We start from the raw sequence: 16,174 nt of genomic DNA on the forward strand, positions 1-16,174 counted from the left end.
CTACAATTTGAAAGGATGATAAACAATGACACAGTTTTCTAGCATAAATCGTTCAAAATATTTAGAAGAAATGGAAGCGAGCACTTTAGATCTACTAGTTATCGGTGGTGGAATTACAGGAACAGGAATTGCTTTAGACGCCCAGGTTCGTGGTTTAAAAACGGGATTGATTGAGATGCAGGATTTTGCTGCAGGTACCTCTAGCCGATCTACAAAACTAGTACATGGAGGCTTACGCTATTTAAAGCAATTCGAGGTAAAGCTAGTAGCAGAGGTTGGAAAAGAGCGGGCAATTGTCTATGAAAATGCCCCACATGTTACAACACCTGTCTGGATGATGTTGCCTATCATTGAAAATGGAACATTCGGTAAGTTTTCCACTTCAATAGGCTTAAAAGTATATGATTATTTAGCTGGAGTTAAGAAGGTTGAAAGAAGGAAAATGCTGAACAAAACAAATTCAATCGAACGCGAACCTCTTTTACGTGAACAGGGCTTAAAGGGATCTGGGGTGTATGTTGAATATCGAACAGATGATGCGCGATTAACATTAGAAGTAATGAAAGAAGCGGTAAACAGAGGTGTTTTGGCAGCTAATTATACAAAAGCAGAAGAATTTATTTATAACAAAGGAAAAGTCATTGGAGTTCAAATTCAGGATTTACTAACTGGTGAGAAGCGGAAAATTTACGCAAAGAAAATTGTAAATGCTGCAGGTCCATGGGTTGATACGTTAAGAGAGAAGGACAAATCAAAGAAAGGGAAATATTTGCACTTAACAAAAGGTGTTCACCTTGTTATTGATTCGTCACGTTTTCCTCTAAAAGAAGCAGTGTATTTCGACACTCCTTTTAATGACGGTAGAATGATGTTTGCTATACCGCGTGATAACAAAGCATATGTAGGCACAACTGATACAAATTACAAAGGCTCAATTAGCCACCCTAGAATGACAGTAGAGGACAGAGATTATATTTTAAAAGCTACTAATTATATGTTTCCAAATCTAAACTTAACAACGAATGATGTTGAATCAAGCTGGGTAGGCTTACGTCCTCTTATTCACGAAGAAGGAAAAGATCCTTCAGAGATTTCTAGAAAGGATGAAATCTTTGTCTCACCGTCCGGCTTAGTGACAATCGCTGGAGGAAAGCTAACAGGTTATCGCAAAATGGCAGAAGGTGTTGTAAATCTTGTATTAGAAGAACTAAGGGGAAAAAATTATCCTGCATGTACGACAGACCAGATTATTCTTTCAGGTGGAGATGTTGGTGGTTCCAATCAGTACCCTAGTTTCGTGAAAGAACAGGTTCAGAAAGGGATAAATTTAGGTCTAACAGAGGAAGAAGCAACGAAGCTAGTGAAACGATATGGATCAAATATTTCTGCCCTCTATGAAGTAATCAAACATAGGGGACATGAAGCGGAGACTGCTGGACTTTCGTTAGAAGTATATGCATCCCTTATTTATGGAATTGAACAAGAAATGGTAGGAACACTATGTGATTTCTTCATTAGAAGAACTAGTGCATTATTCTTTGATATAAATTGGGTGATCAAGTGGAAAGAACCGGTTACAAAATTCATGGCAACTATTTTCTCTTGGTCGCTTGAAGAAGAACAACGTTTCCGTGATGAGTTAGAAAAACACATATATGATGCCACTGTTCCTGTAGATTATGATGAACATCCACATGCTAAAAGTGTATAGAAGGGGTGAGGTCCACTATGTTTGAAAATCAACAGGTGTTACCTGCGACCAAATCAATGAAGGATTTTGAGCGGGTCCTTTCTACTAAAAATGTCGAGTTTATCGTAATGCTAGAAGTGCATATCGCTCAATTAGATAATATTATGAAGCTAGCAAAAGCAAATCATAAAAAAATCCTCTTACATGCAGATTTAATACAAGGTTTAAAGAACGATGAGTACTCAGCAGAGTTTTTATGTCAAAAAATAAAGCCTGATGGAGTTATTTCAACAAGAGCAAGTGTATTAAAGACAGCTAAAAAAAATGGTATTTTATCGATTCAGCGTCTTTTTTTGCTTGATACTTTGGCAATTGATACAAGTTACAGCTTAGCGCAAAAGGTTCAGCCTGACTTTATAGAAGTTCTACCAGGCTGTGTACCACATTTGATTCAAAAAGTAAGTCAGGAAACAAATATTCCTGTAATAGCAGGCGGCTTAATAACAAATCAAGAGGAAGTAACTAGTGTGTTAAAAGCAGGTGCACATGCTGTAACAACGTCCCGAAAGGAATTGTGGAGGATATAATTTGTAAGAAGGATTTGTTCCGGTTTTATTGGAACAATCATAGTAAAAGTAGGTTGAATGATGTTACGATACAAGCGGAATCGGGACGCAGAAGCGGCAACCAAGCTAGGAGGTGTCCGATACAGGGGAATCGGGACCCAAAAGGAGCAACCAAGCTAAGATGTGTCCTGATAAAAGGCGAATCGGGACGCAAAAGTAGTAGAACAGCAAAGATGTGTCCCGATACAAGCGGAATCGGGACCCGAAAGGACGAAAGGAGCAGAACAGCTAAGATGTGTCCTGATAAAAGGCGAATCGGGACCCAAAAGTAGCAACCAGGCTAGGATGTGTCCCGATACAAGCGAAATCGGGACGCAAAAGGAGCAGAACAGCCAAGATGTGTCCCGATACCAGAGGAATCGGGACCCAAAAGCAGCAACCAAGCTAGGATGTGTCCCGATACAAGCGAAATCGGGACGCAAAAGGAGCAGAACAGCCAAGATGTGTCCCGATACCAGAGGAATCGGGACCCAAAAGCAGCAACCAAGCTAGGATGTGTCCCGATACAAGCGAAATCGGGACGCAAAAGGAGCAGAACAGCCAAGATGTGTCCCGATACCAGAGGAATCGGGACCCAAAAGCAGCAACCAAGCTAGGATGTGTCCCGATACAAGCGAAATCGGGACGCAAAAGGAACAGAACAGCCAAGATGTGTCCCGATACAAGGAGAATCGGGACCCAAAAGCATCAAGCCAGCTAAGATGTGTCCCGATACAAGCGGAATCGGGACCCAAAAGCAGTAACCAGGCTAAGATGTGTCCCGATACAAGCGGAATCGGGACCCAAAAGCATCAACCAGGCCAAGATGTGTCCTGATACAAGAGGAATCGGGACCCAAAAGTAGCAACCAAGCTAAGATGTGTCCCGATACAAGCGGAATCGAGACCCAAAAGTAGCAACCAAGCTAAGATGTGTCCTGATACTAGGAGAATCGGGACCCAAAAGCAGCAAAACAGCAAAGATCTGTCCCGATACAAGTAGAATCGGGACCCAAAAGGAGCAGAACAGCAAAGATGTGTCCCGATACAAGCGAAATCGGGACCCAAAAGCAGCATCTAGGCTAAGATGTGTCCCGATACAAGTAGAATCGGGACCCAAAAGTAGCATCTAGGCTAAGATGTGTCCCGATACAAGCGGAATCGAGACCCAAAAGCATCAAGCCAGCAAAGATGTGTCCCGATACCAGGCGAATCGGGACCCAAAAGCAGCAACCAAGCTAAGAATTGTCCCGATACAAGTAGAATCGAGACCCAAAAGCAGTAACCAGGCCAAGATGTGTCTCGATACAAGCGAAATCGGGACCCAAAAGCAGCATCTAGGCTAAGATCTGTCCCGATACAAGCAAAATCGGGACCCAAAAACAGTAACCAAGCAAAAAGCTGTCCCGATACAAGCACAGCCGGGACAGCTTTTTTCTGTAGCTATAAAATTCATATCTCTTCAATAACCTCTACTACAGACAGCATCAAAAACTCTTAATGAATGATTATTTATTTAGAGATTCCGATAAAAACTCAATCACCTGATCTGGAGTTTTTGCATTTGCGCTATGTAAGTGTGCTTGTTTTTCACCATCTTTAAATACTAATAAACTTGGAATACCCATTACATCATATTTTTCTGCAATTTCGGGAAGGTCATCTTTGTTTATTTCATACATTGATACATTTCCTACCTCTTCAAATACAGTTGGTAGAAACATGTCCATTCTTTTACAGTCTGGGCACCAGTCTGTAAAAAATTTAAGGACTACTGGTTCATTACCATTAATAAGCTCTTGAAATTGATTTTCTGTTTTTACATGTTCCATGCTATCACCTCTACCCTTATTTTATCCAATACTCGACCAAAAAACAGTAATTTGCTTACTTAAACTATTATAGGAAAAAACTAGATGGTCATCCACCTATCATAGCTTGATTCTTTAGAAAGTAGGGTATAAAGTATTGATGACACAAAGGATGCTCAGTTCAAGTTAGTTGACGACATTCCTTTTCAACCTTATACTCACTTACAATAAGTAAGTTAAGAATAGATAGCCTATAAAGGGGAGAAACCTAATGGTAGAAACAATAAAAGATATCCCTCTAAATATAATAAAAGAAAAAGTAAAGATTGTTCCTCATAATCAAGGAGCTACGTATATTGTGGGACCAATAAACCTCCCAGTTCAATTAGATGGCAAAACCGAATTCTTCAAATGGTATTGCTGGCTGGAGGCTGAAGCTGAACAGGACTCAGCTGAAACATTTGAATCAATCATAAGAAAATTACCTAGTGCAGACTTATCAAAACATCAGCAATCAAGTGTGCTTGTTTATGGTGATTTTGCTCATAATGATGAAGCTCTTATACGTATGCATAGTATTTGTCATACAGGTGATATCTTTGGAAGTAAAAGATGTGATTGTGGATATCAGCTTAAACAAACTTTGAAAATGATTACAGAACATGGTACAGGAGCTCTTTTTTATCTTGCTGATCATGAAGGAAGAGGTATTGGATTATTCAGTAAGGCTCTTGCATACCTCCTACAAGAAGAGGGCTTAGATACAGTGGAGGCAAATGAGGCACTTGGTTTCTCGGATGATCAAAGAAATTATGATGATGCGATTCGTGTATTGAAAACTCTTCGTCAATTACCGGTAACGCTAATTACGAATAACCCACTTAAACTAAAGGCATTGCAAGATTCAGGTGCAAATGTCTCAGGTCGTATTCCCTTATGGGGGGATATATCGAGCTTTAATCAACGCTACCTAGAAACAAAAATGGAGAAGGCTGGCCACTTTAGAGGAGGCTATACCGTTGAATGAACATGAGTTTTATATGAAGTTAGCAATTGAGAATGCCGCCGCTATGAAGGGGCAAACAGATCCAAACCCATTGGTAGGGGCTGTCGTTGTAAATCATAATCGAATTGTTGGTGTAGGAGCTCATTTAAAGGCTGGAGGACCACATGCAGAAATACATGCACTTAATATGGCAGGAGAACAGGCAAGAGGTGGCACAATGTATGTAACGTTGGAACCATGTTCTCATTATGGACGTACAGGACCATGTGCTGTAGCCATCGTTGAAGCGGGTATTAAGAAGGTATATGTGGCTACTCTTGACCCTAACCCGATTGTTGCAGGAAATGGTGTTAACATCCTTAAAGAAGCAAATATTGAAGTGGTAGTAGGAATTTGTGAAAAAGAGTCACGTGAAATGAATGAAGTGTTTAATAAATTCATTGTTTCAAAAATGCCTTTTGTGACGTTAAAATCTGCTACAACGTTAGATGGTAAAATTTCATCTTTTACATCTGATAGCAAGTGGATTACTTCTGAAGAGGCACGTAAGGATGTTCATCAATTACGTCATGAACATACTGGAATTTTAGTAGGGGTCCAAACGGTGATAAAAGATGATCCTGAATTAACGACTAGAATTGAACATGGTCGTAATCCGGTTCGAATTATTTTGGATAGCCAATTAAGAACACCACTTCATTCAAAGGTGGTAAAAGATCAAAAAGCCGAAACATGGATTTTTACTTCAAAAAAATTCGATAAAGAGATAAAAAAGGCGCTTGAAGACCATAATGTGAAAATCTTTGTAACAAATGGTGAAGAGCGTGTAAACATTCAAGAAGTGCTAAGAATACTAGGGGAGAATTCTATTTCCTCTGTTTTAATTGAAGGTGGAGGAGAAGTGAATGCTTCTTTTTTAGCAGAGCAGTTAGTTGATAAAGTAGTTGTTTATATGGCTCCAAAAATTATCGGTGGAAAGCAAGCCCCAGGCTTTATCGGAGGCCAAGGAATTGAAAAGATGGCCGATGCCATTGATCTGCAGCATTTAGATATCATTAAAATTGGGCCAGACTATAAGTTTGTAGGGTATCCTCACTATAAAGAAGCATGATGTTATACGCATCATGCTTTTTCATTATCTATTTTGTTTTCTTGTTCTTTGTTGTGAAAATGAAAAGAATAGGTTACAATAAAACCAAGTAATCTTATATGAATTATAATGTATATAATATAAATGAATTTATCCACATTAGCCTAAGGGGGATTATAGATGAAAAAAGAAGTATATCCAGTTATAAAGGGTGCAGAAAGTTTATATTTCTCTGGTAATAGTACAGGAATCTTATTATGTCATGGATTTAACGGTACACCACAAAGCATGGAGTATATAGGGAAGCAACTTGCTAAGCTTGGGTACACTGTGTCAATTCCTCGTCTTAAAGGGCATGGGACAAATGTTGAAGATATGAAAAATTGCGTTTATAACGAATGGATTTCAGATTTACAGATAGCATTTGATGAATTAAAAAAGAACTGCGACCATGTTTTTGCAGTTGGTCAGTCCATGGGCGGTGCCTTAACAATTCAACTCGCTGCTAATACAATAGTGAATGGAATCTTCTTAATTAATGCAGCTGTAACAGATGTTGCTTATAAACAATACAGCGATGAAACAAAGCCGAAAATGATTGAAGAAGGGGAGCCGGACATAAAAAAGCCTGCTGTCCATGAAATAACGTATGAATCTGTTCCGTTAGAGGCTGTACATCAGCTGTTAGATTTAATGGATGATACAAAAAATAAAACCAAGTATATCACAACCCCTACTGTTATTTTTAAATCATCAGTTGATCATGTTGTTCCACCAGCAAATTCTGATTTTATTTATGAGCAAATTTCTTCAGTTGATAAGAGGATAATAGAATTAAAAAACTCATATCATGTTGCATCAATGGATTATGATGCACAGCTTATTGTGGATAACATAAATCACCATATTCAGAGTTTAAATGCTGGTATATCAGTAACAGAGCTGGTAAATAGCTAATGGTTTATGAAGGTGAAGTGGATAACTCTCGAGTTATCCACATGCTTTTCCACATATTATAAAAGTTATTAACAGTTGTGAAAACGTTTTAAATATTTGACTATTTTTCAAGAGATATTAAATGCTTGTCTATTAAAAGTTGTATACGTTTGCAAAAATGTTCGAATTTAAACAAAGAAATGCTATAATTTGTAATTATATAAGTGAAAAATTAGTACAGAGGGAGATTACATGACGATAGCTATTCGAAAGATGAATGAAGGAGATATAGAACAAGTACAACATGTTGCTAGATCTAGTTGGCGGACTACATATAATGGAATTATTCCTGATTCCACTCAAGAGAATTTTGTTGCAACTGCATATTCTTCTGAAATGTTACTCAAAAGACTTAATGAAACACTTTTTTTAGTAGCAGAAGAAGAGGATGAAATTATTGGTTTTGCAAATTTTACTCCTCTAAAAGATGAGAGAAAGGTAGAATTAGGGGCCATTTATCTTTATGAAGAATACCAAGGAAAGGGTATTGGTACGGACTTATTAAAAGCGGGGATACAGCACTTAAACGATGTTAAGAAAATATATGTAAATGTAGAAAAAGAAAATCTGGCTGGTGTCAATTTTTATAAATCAAAAGGGTTTATAATTGAAACGGAATATGAGGATTTGTTTGATGGTCATGTATTACAAACTGTAAGAATGGTACTAGATCATTATTGATAAAATAAATTATTAGTGCTCAGGGAGTCTTTTTGGTAAGTAGGCCAAGAAAGAGTCTCCCTTTGGACACTAAATATAAACTCTCGCAGAACTGCTATGAAAGCTGCCTAGATGGGTCTGGTTTAATTGTTTGAGCAGGGCGGCTGCTTCTTGATATGTAACTATGCAACACCATGCCGATCATGACAAAGGCCATTCCTAATAAAGACATACCTGTAGGAAGAGGTGAAGCGAGAAATATAATTTCTCCAATTAGTACAAAAAGGACCTGAATCGATTGAGTTGCCTCTACAGCTGCAAGTTGAGCCATATTGTGTTGAACTAAATTTGTTGCTTGAAAGAAAAGTAGAGTAGCAATTAAACCTGAACAAATTGCAACCCAAAATGATTGGATTGTCTGCGTTTTACTTGGAAGGCCTGTCGTAAAGATAGCGATAATAGCAAAAATAATCCAAAGTGGTAAGCTTCCAATTGTCATCCCCAATACTCTTTGAAAAACATCCAATCTTCCTTCACAAACCGCCATCATTTTCCGATTACCCAGCGGATAAGCAAAGGAGGCAATGAGAACTGGAATAATCGTTAATAAAACAGGCATGATTGATAACTGACTTGCATGTTCAAATTGCATTAATGCTACCCCGAAGATAATGATAAGAGACATGCTTAAGCCTCTTAATGGAATCTTACCTCTCACCTTTACAGATCCATTGACTGTTTGGACTTTTTCATAAAATAGTGGTGCAAGTAGAGAACCTGAAAGGATTGTCATTTGCCATGTGGCCGCAATTAGCCAACCTGGTCCATAAGCTCCTGCAAAGCAAATAGGTGCATAAAATAATCCGAATCCTACTGTTCCCCATAAAAGCCATTTTAGAGGATTTTTTTTCATCTCTATAAGAAGAGGCTGCCACTTTTTTCTCCACATAACGAAAAGAAGTAAAAAAGGAAGCATAAAAAAATAACGTAAAGAAGAACTCCATAACCAGCTACCTCCGGAAAGCTCCATGGAACGATTTAACACAAACGTAAAAGCAAAAAAGAAAGAAGAACAAACTCCTAATAAGATTGCCCGCATTGCGAAGCCTCCAATCATCTCCATTAAATGGAAAAGTGTGTTTAACATAATATAACATACAATTGTTTAATTTAGTGTGTTTTTTTGTAAAATTCAATCCTTTCTTTTAACATAAGATATTGTCCAGAAGATCTTTCGTCCATATAATGAAAATAACAAAGTCAAATAAAGGGAGAGTGTAGAGATGAGGAAAAGCCTTCAATATCCTATTGGTGAATTTAAGAAACCTAAGCATGTATCTCAGAAAGACATCGAAGGGTGGATAGAAGATATAGAAAATACTCCCAAGCAAGTGAAGTTAGCTCTTGAGGGTCTTTCAGAGCCTTTGCTAGATACATCATACCGACCAGGTGGATGGACGGTTAGACAAGTGGTTCATCATCTGGCAGACAGTCATATGAATAGTTATATTCGCTTTAAATTAGCCCTAACTGAAGATCGTCCAACTATTAAAGCATATGATGAAAAAACATGGGCAGCTTTACCTGATACGAAATTACCATTATCTATCTCTATTAATCTCCTTGAATCTTTACACGAACGATGGGTATTTTTATTAAAATCGATGTCTATGTCTGACTTTGAAAAAACATTCGTTCATCCTGAAACAAATAAGGAAATCTCCTTATCTACTAATGTTGCATTATACTCGTGGCATGGAAAGCATCATATAGAACATATAAAGTTAGTAAGAGTTCATTAAAAGAGCCAGCAGTCCTAATTATATAGGGCTGCTTTTTTTAGTAAGCTTAAAGGGGCAAAATCAAATAAAACAGTTATTACTTTCACATAATTCTTCATCCAGTTGAATATGATGTACAAGCATCTATCAATATTGGGGGTAAAGAATTTGAATTTCTTATTCAGCTACGTATTTCTAGGGGTTTCACTAGCAGCACCCATAGGCCCTGTAAACGCAGGTCAAATTGATCGGGGCATAAAAGGAGGATTCCTTCATGCCTGGCTGTTTGGTTTAGGGGCAACAACTGCTGATGTTGTATATATGGTGTTAGTGTATTTAGGGTTTGTAAACTTTTTGCAAATCCCGACAGTGAAAATGTTTCTATGGTTTTTTGGCTTTTTTGTTTTAGTATATACGGGTATTGAAAGTTTAATGGCAGCTAAAAAACATACGTTCACAACTAGTAGAGTAAATCTCCGCTATTCTAAGTCCTATTTTTCAGGCTTTTTTATGTCTTTACTTAACCCTCTAAGTATTTTATTTTGGATAGGAATTTATGGGGCAATTCTCGCCAACACCACAATTGGAAATGGTGGAACACAACTTCTTATTTGTAGTGCTGCCATCCTATCAGGAGTTTTATTATGGGATTTCACGATGGCGATGTTTGCTAGCGTATTAAGAAGATATTTAACAACAACCCTTCTTGCTGTTATATCTACAATTTCAGGTATTTCTTTAATTTTGTTCGGCTTATATTTTGGCTATCAAGGCTTTTTATTGCTTCTTTAACATTGAGAAAAACTCCCGATTCGTTTGATTTGTGAAAAATAGGGTAAATAGTGAAAAACGATACCGGGGTGCCAAAACATGATTAATTCGTTTAAAAAACAATTTAGTGTTCCTAACGGCTTACTTGGAAGAGTGGCTGGAATCATTATGGCAATGGAAAATAAGAAGTTAAACAAATGGACTCTTTCTCATTTACATATAGATGGTAGTGATCGTATTCTTGAGGTTGGCTATGGTTCAGGAAAGTGTATAGAGTACATGTTAAAAGCCAATAGAACGATTAAGATTGACGGTCTTGATGTTTCGAAAACGATGAAAGCCCAGGCGGAACATAGACTAGGGAATTATGTTGAGAGTGGACAAGTGACTCTTATGCTAGGTGATGTTGAGAAAGTAAGGTTGGATGAGGAAAAATACGATAAAGTTGTCACAGTGAACAATTATACAATTTGGTCCCATCCTGAAAGAGGATTACAACGTCTCCATCAGGTAATGAAAATAGGAGGAAAAATTGCTATTACAATGCAGCCTAGAGAAGAAAATGCCAGTTCTATAAAAACAAGGATGTTTGCGAATCAAATCTACAAGAACCTTTCTGATTGTGGTTTTTCTGAAATAAACATCTTTTATAAGCGAATACATCCAGAATTAGCAGTTTGTGTAACAGCCGTTAAGAAGGGATAAAAAATCATGAGTGAAAGGAAACAAGCCATTCACTCATGATTTTTTTATTCTGAATTTATTTTTCCATCATGCTACTTACCATACCGATTAGTATACCTAAAAGGGCTCCCCCAGCAACTTCAGCAGGTTGATGACCTAGAAGCTCATTTAATTCCTTTTCCTGCTTTACATGAAATAAACCGGGCATATGTCCGGATAATACCTCAATGTCTGCATCAATATCATTTACAATCTTTGCGATTTCGCCTGTATGTCGACGAATACCTTGTGCATCATACATAACAATAATTCCAAAGATAACAGCTAATGCAGTATCAGTGGAATTAAACCCCTTTTTCGTTGCAACATATGTTGCCAAAGCAGATACACCGGCTGAGTGAGAACTTGGCATGCCACCTGTTTGGAAAATCGGACGCCAGTCCCAAACATTGTTTTCTTTTTTATGTGTAAAAATTTTAAGCCCTTGTGCGATTCCAATGGCAGATAAAGCTGTCCAGATTCCTCGATTCATTTCTCTCACCTCTATGTATATAGTCTTTAACAAAATAAATTCTATATACAATGATGCTTAAAAAATGTTATGTGAATGAATCTGTATCAAAGGATCATAAAAAAGTTTTAGTGAAGAAAAACATAGAAGACAAAAGCCTTCTATGTTTGTTGTGGAGTAATCCATTTTGTTAACAGTGGAGGTTCATAAGAACGAAATTTCTGGATCAATTGCTCGGGGTCAGAATCTACAATAACCATTGATCGATATTGAGGCTTTAAAAATTGTTCTTGAATCATATGGTCAAAGAAAGCAAGAAGCTTATCGTAATAATGGTTACTGTTCATCATGCCAATTGGCTTTCTATGCTCTCCTAATTGAGCCCAAGTATAAACTTCAAAAAATTCCTCCATTGTCCCAGGTCCACCTGGTAAAACAACAAACCCATCTGATAGCTCTTCCATTTTTGCCTTACGCTCATGCATGGAATGAACAATAATAAGCTCAGAAAGACCAGGGTGGGCAAGTTCACGGTCCATTAGCATTTTAGGTATAACGCCAATCACTTCTCCGCCCGCTTGCAGAGCTGCATTCGCTACTACACCCATAATACCTACTTTAGATCCACCGTATACAAGCGTAATTTCCTCTTTAGCTAATTGAGTACCAAGTTTTGCTGCATCCTCTGAATATAAATCTGAAGCACCTGGACTAGATCCACAAAAAACACAAATTCTTTTCATGTTATCCCCTCCTTGAGTAAGTGTGTGAAAAGGGTTGTAAAAAAGGACTATTCTTTTAAATGAAAAATATACATCTTATTTTAGTTTAGATGGTTTTTCATTATTTGAAAATAAAAAGTACTGGAATTTACAACATCTTTATAAAGAACTTATGTTCATGGTGATAATGACAGAAATGAAATGAAGCTTCTTAATTCAGTTTGAATTTACATAAATTTCTTGTATAAGTGGGACCTTAGATACGTACAGAATTATTTTAGGAGAGATGATAGTGAAATTAGATCTCAGGTGGTTTGTAATGGAGGCGCAAGAAGCATATATTCAAGAATATGAATTAAAAAGTGCGTTAGACTTTTATGAACAACAATTAATTAATAAAAAGGGCAAAATTCTTGAGATAGGTCAAAGTCATTTATTCCTTCTTCCTGATCTTTTGAATCATGGCATCCAAATGGAGGGTCTGGTGGATTCAAAGAAAGGAGAGGAGGCTTGTAAGCAAAAATGTGAGGAGTTAAATCAGACTGCGACCATCTATCAATTGAGCCCGAATGAGTTTAAAAAATCTACTCGTTACGACGCCATTATTATCCCTTTTGGGTCTGTCTTAGCTGTAGAAGAAAGACTTAATTCAATAAAACTTTTAAAAAATGTCTATGATCATCTAAAAAGTAAGGGCACCATTATTGTTGATCTTTTTATACAGGATGAATTTCTTGTTCAGCAAAAGCATAGTATGGTTCAAGAATTTATGAGTGATCTATATGTTTGTGAAAAACAATTAATCAAGCTAGATATGCTCGAACAATCAACAACATATTTGTTATCAGTTGAACGGATAAAAGAAGGAAGGATGATTGAAAAAGAGCAAAAATTACAGCCCTTTATATGGTATGGAATAAAAGAATTCAAGTTGATTTTGGAGAGAATTGGATTTACTAATGTCAAAATGTATAGCAACTACTCAACAACAGAATCAACTAAACCATCCGATAAAAAGGTATTCACATTTATAGGAGAAAAATAACAAATACATAGTAGAAATACTGAACCCTCCTTAGTTCAAGCAATTCATCCTTCTTAAAGACAGAAACGAAATTGAAATCCTATCGTATGATAGAACAAATGGGCAAAAAAAATAGAAAATGTTCGAAAACTTATAACAGAAATAAGGAATCGTTAATAACAATTTTGCCCTAAAGTGATAAAATAAGAATGATGAAAGAGCTGAGGAGGAAAATCCGGATGAAAATGAAGTTAGGCTTAATTTATGGTGGGAAATCTGCAGAGCACAATGTTTCTTTGCAAACAGCCCTAGCCGTTATCAATGCACTGGATATGAGTAAATTTGACATACATCCTATATACATTAAAGAAAATGGAGAATGGGTAAGAGGGAAGGCATTAGATGCTCCTGTAAAAGAAGTAAGTACATTAAGATTGCAGGAGAACGGAGATTCTATTTCACCCGTTACATTAAATACTGAGTTATTTCCTGCAAAGGTTGAGGAGCAGGAAAAAATTGATGTGATCTTTCCGTTGCTACATGGACCAAATGGTGAAGATGGAACGGTTCAAGGATTACTTGAATTATTAAATATTCCATACGTAGGGAATGGTGTATTAGCATCTGCAGCTGGTATGGATAAAGTTGTCATGAAGAATTTATTTGCACAAGCTGGCTTAGCTCAAGCAAAATATGTATCTTTTATAAAAAGTGATTATGTGCAATCACCAGCTGCCAAATATGAGGAAATCGAAGCTGAATTAGGTTATCCATGCTTTGTAAAGCCTGCAAATTTAGGATCAAGTGTTGGCATTAATAAATGTAAAGATAGAGAAAGCTTAGAAGCGGCCATTAAGGAAGCATTTGAGTTCGATCGTAAGGTGATTATTGAAGAAGCGATTGTAGGAAGAGAGATTGAAATTGCCGTTATTGGTAATGATCATCCGGAATGCTCAGTAGTCGGTGAAATTGCTCCTAAAGTGGAATTCTATGATTATAAAGCAAAGTATGAAGATGGAGAAACAGATTTAATCATTCCAGGTAACGTAACTAAAGAGGAATATGAAATGATTAAAGAAATGGCCATCACATCATTTAAGGCAATAGATGGATCAGGCCTAGTTCGCGCTGATTTTTTCTTAACTGAAGACGGCAAGGCTCTTATTAATGAGGTTAATACAATGCCTGGTTTCACTCCATATAGTATGTTCCCGCTAATGTGGAAGCATTCGGGCCTTGAATACCCTCAACTAATAGAAAAGCTTGTTGACCTTGCATTGGAGCGCTATGAACAAAAGCAACAAATTAAACATTCTTTTTAATCAACTAAGCTTATGAAATTCTTAATTATATTTAAAAAGGAACTGAATATGGCATAAATCAGTTCCTTTTTTCTTTAGCACATAAGATTCCTTAAATAGGAGAGGATTTAATGATTACAAGAACACTACTTGATGTACAAAACATGGTGAATGGAGAAGGACTAGAAGAAAAATATCAACATGTTGAAATTTCAGGCGTAACAACTGATTCACGTAAAGTTGAAAGAGATAACTTATTTTTTCCGCTTGTTGGTGACGTGTTCAATGGGCATGAGTTCGTTGACAAAGCAATAAGTAATGGAGCAAAAGCAGTTATATGGCAGAAATCCGAAAAAAACCCTCCAAAAGAAGTGCCATTAATTTTAGTTGAAGACACTTTAGTGGCACTACAAGCTTTTGCAACAGCATATATTAATGAATTACCTAATCTGAAAATTGTCGGTATTACAGGTAGTAACGGTAAAACAACAACAAAGGACATGGTTGCAGCCGTTTTAGAAACAACATATAAAGTACATAAAACACAAGGGAACTTTAATAATCATATAGGTTTACCATTAACCGTTTTAAGTATGAGTGAGGATACAGAAATAGCCGTTTTAGAGATGGGGATGAGTGGTAAAGGAGAAATTGAACTATTATCTGAAATTGCCCATCCGGATGTTGCGGTCATTACAAATATCGGTGAAGCTCATTTAATGGATTTAGGATCTAGAGAAGGAATTGCAGAAGCTAAGCTTGAGATTACTAAAGGCTTAAAAAAAGACGGATTATTTATTTATCACGGCGATGAACCACTTTTACAAGAGAGAGTGCCAGGACTGTCTTTAAAAACAGCTACTTTTGGAGAAGCAAGTTCTAACAATTATTTTCCTTCAAAAATTATTCAAGAACCAACTGGAACATTATTTGAAGTGAATAATGAGGAATACTTTATTCCTGTACTTGGAAAACATAATGTGTGGAATGCTTTAGCAGCCTATGCGGTTGCTGATCATTATGGTATTGAAAAGGATGCAATAAAAAAGGGATTTTCGTCCATGAAATTGACTGGGATGCGTTTGGAGTTAATTCAAGCTAAAAATGGAGCATCAATCATTAATGATGCTTATAATGCAAGTCCTACTTCAATGTTAGCGGCAATTGATCTTATCGAAAATTTAAAAGGTTTTGATCAAAAGATTGTCGTTTTAGGTGATATGCTTGAATTAGGTGATGATGAAGTAGAATATCACCAACAAGTAGGGAGAGAAATAAAGCAAAATAATATTTCCCACATCTTCACTTATGGAAAACTTGGTAAAGAAATTGCAAAAGGTGCAAAAGAAAATCAACCGGTTGATGCAGTTCATCATTATGATCATAAGGATGAATTAATTAAGCATCTTCAGTCAATTGTGAAGGAAAAGGATATTGTACTTGTAAAAGCCTCAAGAGGAATGAAGCTTGAAGAAGTCGTAAATTCATTTGTGTAAGAGGGAAGGGATTAAGGCGTGTATCCC

Annotated in this window: 16 protein-coding genes; 12 read left to right on the plus strand and 4 right to left on the minus strand. The window is 36.8% G+C overall.

Features of this window, described 5'->3' with window-relative positions; genetic code table 11:
• The first annotated feature begins 25 nt into the window (after nucleotides 1–25).
• Complete coding sequence (locus D9842_RS21315; RefSeq protein WP_121664213.1) at nucleotides 26–1,711, plus strand: glycerol-3-phosphate dehydrogenase/oxidase; 1,686 nt, start codon at nucleotides 26–28, stop codon at nucleotides 1,709–1,711.
• A gap of 17 nt (nucleotides 1,712–1,728) precedes the next feature.
• Nucleotides 1,729–2,277, plus strand: coding sequence for a glycerol-3-phosphate responsive antiterminator (locus D9842_RS21320; RefSeq protein WP_121664214.1), 549 nt, complete (start codon nucleotides 1,729–1,731; stop codon nucleotides 2,275–2,277).
• Between the two features lie 1,525 nt (nucleotides 2,278–3,802).
• Here D9842_RS21320 and D9842_RS21335 read toward each other — a convergent pair.
• Nucleotides 3,803–4,126, minus strand: a complete 324-nt coding sequence (locus D9842_RS21335; protein WP_121664217.1) for a thioredoxin family protein — start codon at nucleotides 4,124–4,126, stop codon at nucleotides 3,803–3,805.
• Nucleotides 4,127–4,376: 250 nt separating this feature from the next.
• Here D9842_RS21335 and D9842_RS21340 point away from each other — a divergent pair, with 250 nt between their 5' ends.
• The 4 genes from D9842_RS21340 to D9842_RS21355 all read left to right on the plus strand — a co-directional run bounded on the left by D9842_RS21340 (nucleotide 4,377) and on the right by D9842_RS21355 (nucleotide 7,878).
• Nucleotides 4,377–5,132 (plus strand): GTP cyclohydrolase II, encoded by a 756-nt coding sequence (locus tag D9842_RS21340; protein WP_121664218.1) that lies wholly within the window; start codon nucleotides 4,377–4,379, stop codon nucleotides 5,130–5,132.
• Nucleotides 5,125–6,222, plus strand: coding sequence for a bifunctional diaminohydroxyphosphoribosylaminopyrimidine deaminase/5-amino-6-(5-phosphoribosylamino)uracil reductase RibD (gene ribD, locus D9842_RS21345; RefSeq protein ID WP_121664219.1), 1,098 nt, complete (start codon nucleotides 5,125–5,127; stop codon nucleotides 6,220–6,222). Before D9842_RS21340 ends, ribD begins: the two co-directional genes overlap by 8 nt.
• A gap of 159 nt (nucleotides 6,223–6,381) precedes the next feature.
• On the plus strand, nucleotides 6,382–7,158 hold the full coding sequence (locus D9842_RS21350; RefSeq protein WP_121664220.1) for an alpha/beta hydrolase: 777 nt from the start codon (nucleotides 6,382–6,384) through the stop codon (nucleotides 7,156–7,158).
• Nucleotides 7,159–7,389: 231 nt separating this feature from the next.
• Nucleotides 7,390–7,878 carry a GNAT family N-acetyltransferase gene (locus D9842_RS21355; protein ID WP_121664221.1) on the plus strand — a complete coding sequence of 163 codons (489 nt, stop codon included), beginning with the start codon at nucleotides 7,390–7,392 and terminating at the stop codon, nucleotides 7,876–7,878.
• A gap of 94 nt (nucleotides 7,879–7,972) precedes the next feature.
• Here D9842_RS21355 and D9842_RS21360 read toward each other — a convergent pair whose 3' ends face one another.
• Nucleotides 7,973–8,956, minus strand: a complete 984-nt coding sequence (locus D9842_RS21360; protein ID WP_121664222.1) for a DMT family transporter — start codon at nucleotides 8,954–8,956, stop codon at nucleotides 7,973–7,975.
• A 184-nt stretch (nucleotides 8,957–9,140) separates the two neighbouring features.
• Here D9842_RS21360 and D9842_RS21365 point away from each other — a divergent pair, with 184 nt between their 5' ends.
• The 3 genes from D9842_RS21365 to D9842_RS21375 all read left to right on the plus strand — a co-directional run bounded on the left by D9842_RS21365 (nucleotide 9,141) and on the right by D9842_RS21375 (nucleotide 11,114).
• Entirely contained in the window at nucleotides 9,141–9,659 is a 519-nt protein-coding gene (locus D9842_RS21365; RefSeq protein ID WP_121664223.1) for a YfiT family bacillithiol transferase, read from the plus strand.
• 147 nt (nucleotides 9,660–9,806) lie between these two features.
• Nucleotides 9,807–10,430, plus strand: coding sequence for a LysE family transporter (locus D9842_RS21370; protein WP_121664224.1), 624 nt, complete (start codon nucleotides 9,807–9,809; stop codon nucleotides 10,428–10,430).
• A gap of 78 nt (nucleotides 10,431–10,508) precedes the next feature.
• Complete coding sequence (locus tag D9842_RS21375; RefSeq protein WP_121664225.1) at nucleotides 10,509–11,114, plus strand: class I SAM-dependent methyltransferase; 606 nt, start codon at nucleotides 10,509–10,511, stop codon at nucleotides 11,112–11,114.
• A gap of 55 nt (nucleotides 11,115–11,169) precedes the next feature.
• On the opposite strand, the gene D9842_RS21380 is transcribed toward D9842_RS21375, so the two are convergent.
• Together D9842_RS21380 and D9842_RS21385 are read right to left on the minus strand one after the other, a co-directional pair.
• Nucleotides 11,170–11,625, minus strand: a complete 456-nt coding sequence (locus D9842_RS21380; protein ID WP_285842994.1) for a divergent PAP2 family protein — start codon at nucleotides 11,623–11,625, stop codon at nucleotides 11,170–11,172.
• A 140-nt stretch (nucleotides 11,626–11,765) separates the two neighbouring features.
• On the minus strand, nucleotides 11,766–12,347 hold the full coding sequence (locus tag D9842_RS21385; RefSeq protein ID WP_121664227.1) for an LOG family protein: 582 nt from the start codon (nucleotides 12,345–12,347) through the stop codon (nucleotides 11,766–11,768).
• Nucleotides 12,348–12,645: 298 nt separating this feature from the next.
• Here D9842_RS21385 and D9842_RS21390 point away from each other — a divergent pair, with 298 nt between their 5' ends.
• The 3 genes from D9842_RS21390 (at nucleotide 12,646) to D9842_RS21400 (ending at nucleotide 16,147) form a co-directional block, all read left to right on the plus strand.
• Entirely contained in the window at nucleotides 12,646–13,371 is a 726-nt protein-coding gene (locus tag D9842_RS21390) for a class I SAM-dependent methyltransferase (RefSeq protein ID WP_121664228.1), read from the plus strand.
• A gap of 218 nt (nucleotides 13,372–13,589) precedes the next feature.
• Nucleotides 13,590–14,672, plus strand: a complete 1,083-nt coding sequence (locus tag D9842_RS21395; RefSeq protein ID WP_121664229.1) for a D-alanine--D-alanine ligase — start codon at nucleotides 13,590–13,592, stop codon at nucleotides 14,670–14,672.
• 110 nt (nucleotides 14,673–14,782) lie between these two features.
• On the plus strand, nucleotides 14,783–16,147 hold the full coding sequence (locus tag D9842_RS21400) for a UDP-N-acetylmuramoyl-tripeptide--D-alanyl-D-alanine ligase (RefSeq protein ID WP_121664230.1): 1,365 nt from the start codon (nucleotides 14,783–14,785) through the stop codon (nucleotides 16,145–16,147).
• Nucleotides 16,148–16,174: the final 27 nt, after the last annotated feature.

It is taken from the genome of Metabacillus litoralis, assembly GCF_003667825.1.
GTDB lineage: Bacteria > Bacillota > Bacilli > Bacillales > Bacillaceae > Metabacillus > Metabacillus litoralis_B.

What these genes read in the sequence shown, in the direction of transcription:
- D9842_RS21315 (WP_121664213.1), top strand. Translation starts at nt 26, where the DNA reads ATGACACAGTTTTCTAGCATAAATCGTTCAAAATATTTAGAAGAAATG.
- D9842_RS21320 (WP_121664214.1), top strand. Translation starts at nt 1,729, where the DNA reads ATGTTTGAAAATCAACAGGTGTTACCTGCGACCAAATCAATGAAGGAT.
- D9842_RS21335 (WP_121664217.1), bottom strand. Translation starts at nt 4,126, where the DNA reads ATGGAACATGTAAAAACAGAAAATCAATTTCAAGAGCTTATTAATGGT.
- D9842_RS21340 (WP_121664218.1), top strand. Translation starts at nt 4,377, where the DNA reads ATGGTAGAAACAATAAAAGATATCCCTCTAAATATAATAAAAGAAAAA.
- D9842_RS21350 (WP_121664220.1), top strand. Translation starts at nt 6,382, where the DNA reads ATGAAAAAAGAAGTATATCCAGTTATAAAGGGTGCAGAAAGTTTATAT.
- D9842_RS21355 (WP_121664221.1), top strand. Translation starts at nt 7,390, where the DNA reads ATGACGATAGCTATTCGAAAGATGAATGAAGGAGATATAGAACAAGTA.
- D9842_RS21360 (WP_121664222.1), bottom strand. Translation starts at nt 8,956, where the DNA reads ATGCGGGCAATCTTATTAGGAGTTTGTTCTTCTTTCTTTTTTGCTTTT.
- D9842_RS21365 (WP_121664223.1), top strand. Translation starts at nt 9,141, where the DNA reads ATGAGGAAAAGCCTTCAATATCCTATTGGTGAATTTAAGAAACCTAAG.
- D9842_RS21375 (WP_121664225.1), top strand. Translation starts at nt 10,509, where the DNA reads ATGATTAATTCGTTTAAAAAACAATTTAGTGTTCCTAACGGCTTACTT.
- D9842_RS21380 (WP_285842994.1), bottom strand. Translation starts at nt 11,625, where the DNA reads ATGAATCGAGGAATCTGGACAGCTTTATCTGCCATTGGAATCGCACAA.
- D9842_RS21385 (WP_121664227.1), bottom strand. Translation starts at nt 12,347, where the DNA reads ATGAAAAGAATTTGTGTTTTTTGTGGATCTAGTCCAGGTGCTTCAGAT.
- D9842_RS21390 (WP_121664228.1), top strand. Translation starts at nt 12,646, where the DNA reads ATGGAGGCGCAAGAAGCATATATTCAAGAATATGAATTAAAAAGTGCG.
- D9842_RS21395 (WP_121664229.1), top strand. Translation starts at nt 13,590, where the DNA reads ATGAAAATGAAGTTAGGCTTAATTTATGGTGGGAAATCTGCAGAGCAC.
- D9842_RS21400 (WP_121664230.1), top strand. Translation starts at nt 14,783, where the DNA reads ATGATTACAAGAACACTACTTGATGTACAAAACATGGTGAATGGAGAA.